Here is a 3620-nt window from a genome sequence, read left to right on the forward strand (position 1 = left end):
GCGTGGGCTCGGCAATCGCGGCTTCCCTGGCCAAGGCCGGCGCGCGCGCGCTGGGGCTGTGCGACGTCAATGCGGACTCTGCGCAGGCCCTGGCAGGGCGGCTACGCCAGCACTACACGGCACTGGAACTTTCCACTGGCTCCAACGACCCGGCGGGTTACGACCTGGTGGTCAATGCCACGCCCATGGGCATGAATGAAGGCGATCCCTTGCCCATGGACGTTTCACGTATCGCAGCCAGCAGTTTTGTGGGCGAAGTGGTCATGAAGTCGGAAATGACCGCGTTTCTGGCGGCGGCCAAGGCGCGAGGTTGCACCGTGCAGGTGGGTTCGGACATGCTGTTCGAGCAGATCCCGGCCTACCTGGAATTTTTTGGCCTGCCGACCACCACACCGGACGTCTTGCGGTCGGTGGCACGGCTGAGTTATTAAAAAAGTGTAAGAGGACGCACGCACCGTGCGTCCTGGGTGGGAAGTACTGGAATCAATGCTAAAAACGTCTGATTTCAGACGTTCATAGACATAATCCAGCATGGACAAACTCAAGCAGCTTGAATCGTTCGTGTCGGTTGCGACGCGCGGCAGCCTGACTGCCGCCGCGAACGCCGAAGGCGTGGCGCCTGCCATCATGGGTCGGCGGCTTGATGCACTGGAAGGCCGCCTGGGCGTCAAGTTGCTGGTGCGTACCACCCGGCGCATCACGCTCACACACGAAGGCAGCGCCTTTCTTGAAGACTGCCAGCGCCTGCTGATTGATTTTGCCAACGCCGAAGCCAGCGTATCGGCCGGCGGCGTCAAGGCCAGCGGGCATCTGCGCATCACCGCGCCGGCCGGCTTTGGCCGCCGCCATGTGGCGCCGCTGGTGACGCGCTTTCGCGAAGTGCATGCCGATGTCACGATCTCGCTGAACCTGAGCGACCGGGTGGTTGACCTGGCCGGCGAGGGTTTTGACTGCGCAGTGCGCGTCGGCGACATGCCGGACTCTTCGCTGGTGAGTGTGCGCATGGCTGACAACCGCCGGCTGTGCGTGGCCACGCCGGTTTACCTGGCCCGCCACGGCACGCCCCAGCACCCCAGCGAGCTGGCGAAATTTGACTGCCTGACGCTGTCCAGCGACGCCTCGCAAACGCGGGGCTGGGCGTTCCGGGTCCAGGACGAATTGATCCATCTCAAGCCGGGCGGGCCGCTCGACTGCTCGGACGGCCAGGTCCTGCATGACTGGTGCCTGGGAGGGTACGGCATTGCCTGGCGCAGCACCTGGGAGGTCGAGGCGGAAATTGCCGCCGGCCAGCTGGTAGCGGTGCTGGAGGATTTTGCCGCGCCGCCCAACGGTATTTACGCCGTATTTCCGCAACGCAAACACTTGCCCCTGCGGGTTCGCCTGTGGCTGGATTTTCTGAAACACCATTACAGCCAACCGGAGTTCTGGTGCTCGTCGCCAGCCGCCGCAAAACCCTGACTGGAAAGGATCCCGACGATGGTTCTCGAATCTCTTTTGGCCTATGCCCACCTGCTGGCGATTCTCACCATGGTGGTTTTTCTGGCGAGCGAGGCGGCGCTGTGCCGCACCGAGTGGCTGGACGCCGCCGTGATCGAGAGGCTCGGCAAGATCGACATGGTCTACGGCATCTCGGCCGGCGCGGTGTTCCTGACCGGCCTGGCGCGCGTGTTTCTGGGCAGCAAGGGCGCGGCCTGGTACGCCCATAACCCCTTGCTGTACGTCAAGCTCGTCATGTTCCTGGTGATCGGGCTGATTTCCATCAAGCCCACCATGATGTTTTCGCGCTGGCGCCGGGAGTTGCGCGCCAACGGTGCCCTGCCCGATTCGCTGGAAGTCAAACAAGCGCGGCGGCTGGTGATGGTGCAGGCGCACATCCTGCCGTTCATTCCGCTGGCTGCCGTCTTTCTGGCCCGTGGCTTTGGTTAGGCGCACGCCAGTGCTGCAGCCGGCGTCAGGCTGAAAACAGGCCGTGCACCAGCCAGAAGGCGGTGCCCCACATCATCAGCGCCACCAACATGTCCATGGCGCGCCATATGACCGGCGTGTTGAGCTTACGCCCCACGCACCACAGCGCCACGCCCAGGCCGGTAAACCACAGCAATGAACCCGTGATAGCGCCCAGGCCGAACACGGCGTTGTCCGGCCGGGCGTAAGCCAGCGATGCGGTGCCGATGACCACGGCGGTGTCCAGCCAGGCATGCGGGTTGAGCCACGACAGCGCCAGTGCCAGCCCGATGGCTTTGCGGCGCGGCATGGCTTCGGCGACAAGGGGCGCGCCTTCTGCCGCCTGCGGCGCCGGCTGCACAAAGCGGCGCATCGCGTGTGTTCCGTACACCATCAGCACCAGCGCACCCGCGCCCGTCATGGCGCCCACCAGTTTGTCTGACAGGCCGCCCAGCTGTGCGAGCCCCATCACACCCAGGCCGATGAGCGCCACGTCAGTCAGCACGCAGACGGCAACCGTCAGCCAGAGGTGCTGGCGCAGCAGGCCCATGCGGATCACATGGGCGTTTTGCGGGCCTATGGCCATGATGAGCGAGAGGCTGAGGACCATGCCGGTCAGGAAGGCGGGGGCGGTGAGCGGGTTCATGGCCGCAAGTGTGTGCCAGGGTTCATAATAGTTAAATAGAATTAACTAAAACTAGCTTTAGTCAATTATTAATTGATTTAGTAGGTGCCTAACAACATGCTCGATGCCCGACAACTTGAAGCATTGGCCGCCGTGATTGAGCACGGCAGTTTCGGCGAAGCCGCCAAGGCCCTGAGCCTGACGCTGGCTGCCGTGTCCCTGCGCATCAAGTCACTAGAAAACGCACTGGGGCAGCGGCTCCTGGTGCGCGGCAAACAGGTACGCGCCACGTCGACCGGTCAGGCTTTGCTCGGGCACACCCGGCAGGTTCGCCTCATGGAAGGCGACCTGCTGGCCGGGCTGCAGGGCGGGGGAAAGTCCGCGCGCCTGCAAAGCCTGAGTGTGGCGGTGAACGCCGACTCCCTGAGCACGTGGTTCTTGCCGGGCGTGGCCACAGCCCTGCACACTCACGGCCTGCTGCTCGATGTCGTGGTGGACGATCAGGATCACACCCACGAAGCCCTGAAAAGCGGAGATGTCACGGGCTGCGTGACTGCATTGGCGCAGGCTATGCGGGGCTGCGTGGCTGAACCGCTGGGCGTGATGCGTTACCGCTGCATGGCCTCGCCCGCACTGGTGGCACAGTGGAACGAGCCCGCGGCGGGTGGCAAGGCCGCACCGAACCGGCTGGCCCATCGCCTGCTGGCCAGCCCTGCCGTGATCTTCAACCGCAAGGACGCGCTGCAGGATACTTTTCTTGAACAGCATTTCGGGCTGCGCGACGCGCTGTACCCGCGCCACTTTGTGCCGGCGGTGGATGCGTTCGAGCTTGCGCTGGAGCTTGGCATGGGCTGGGGCATGGTGCCCGACCTGTTGCTGGCCGCGCGCACCCGCAAGCCGCCGCTGCAGGAAGTGCTGCCGGGCAGCACGGTCGACGTGCGGCTGTACTGGCAGCACTGGGCACGTGAATCCGTTGCGGCGCAACGATTGACACAGGCGGTCAAGCAGGCGGCGCAAGGGGAGTTGCTACAGATGTGACGGTGTATTTGTA

Annotated in this window: 5 protein-coding genes; 4 read left to right on the forward strand and 1 reads right to left on the reverse strand. The window is 64.1% G+C overall.

The window, feature by feature from the left end:
* The 3 genes from AC1D1X_RS18395 to AC1D1X_RS18405 form a co-directional block, all read left to right on the forward strand.
* Positions 1-431 (forward strand): shikimate dehydrogenase family protein (locus AC1D1X_RS18395; protein WP_477698834.1); only part of this gene is annotated, 431 nt, incomplete at its 5' end.
* A 100-nt stretch (positions 432-531) separates the two neighbouring features.
* Positions 532-1458, forward strand: a complete 927-nt coding sequence (locus tag AC1D1X_RS18400; protein ID WP_477670666.1) for a LysR family transcriptional regulator — start codon at positions 532-534, stop codon at positions 1456-1458.
* An 18-nt stretch (positions 1459-1476) separates the two neighbouring features.
* On the forward strand, positions 1477-1926 hold the full coding sequence (locus tag AC1D1X_RS18405) for a DUF2214 family protein (RefSeq protein ID WP_477670665.1): 450 nt from the start codon (positions 1477-1479) through the stop codon (positions 1924-1926).
* 25 nt (positions 1927-1951) lie between these two features.
* Here AC1D1X_RS18405 and AC1D1X_RS18410 read toward each other — a convergent pair whose 3' ends face one another.
* Positions 1952-2590, reverse strand: coding sequence for a LysE/ArgO family amino acid transporter (locus AC1D1X_RS18410; RefSeq protein ID WP_477670664.1), 639 nt, complete (start codon positions 2588-2590; stop codon positions 1952-1954).
* 96 nt (positions 2591-2686) lie between these two features.
* Here AC1D1X_RS18410 and AC1D1X_RS18415 point away from each other — a divergent pair, with 96 nt between their 5' ends.
* Complete coding sequence (locus AC1D1X_RS18415; RefSeq protein ID WP_477670663.1) at positions 2687-3607, forward strand: HTH-type transcriptional regulator ArgP; 921 nt, start codon at positions 2687-2689, stop codon at positions 3605-3607.
* Positions 3608-3620: the final 13 nt, after the last annotated feature.

The organism is Polaromonas sp. P1_G4, assembly GCF_056405475.1.

What these genes read in the sequence shown, in the direction of transcription:
- AC1D1X_RS18400 (WP_477670666.1), top strand. Translation starts at nt 532, where the DNA reads ATGGACAAACTCAAGCAGCTTGAATCGTTCGTGTCGGTTGCGACGCGC.
- AC1D1X_RS18405 (WP_477670665.1), top strand. Translation starts at nt 1,477, where the DNA reads ATGGTTCTCGAATCTCTTTTGGCCTATGCCCACCTGCTGGCGATTCTC.
- AC1D1X_RS18410 (WP_477670664.1), bottom strand. Translation starts at nt 2,590, where the DNA reads ATGAACCCGCTCACCGCCCCCGCCTTCCTGACCGGCATGGTCCTCAGC.
- AC1D1X_RS18415 (WP_477670663.1), top strand. Translation starts at nt 2,687, where the DNA reads ATGCTCGATGCCCGACAACTTGAAGCATTGGCCGCCGTGATTGAGCAC.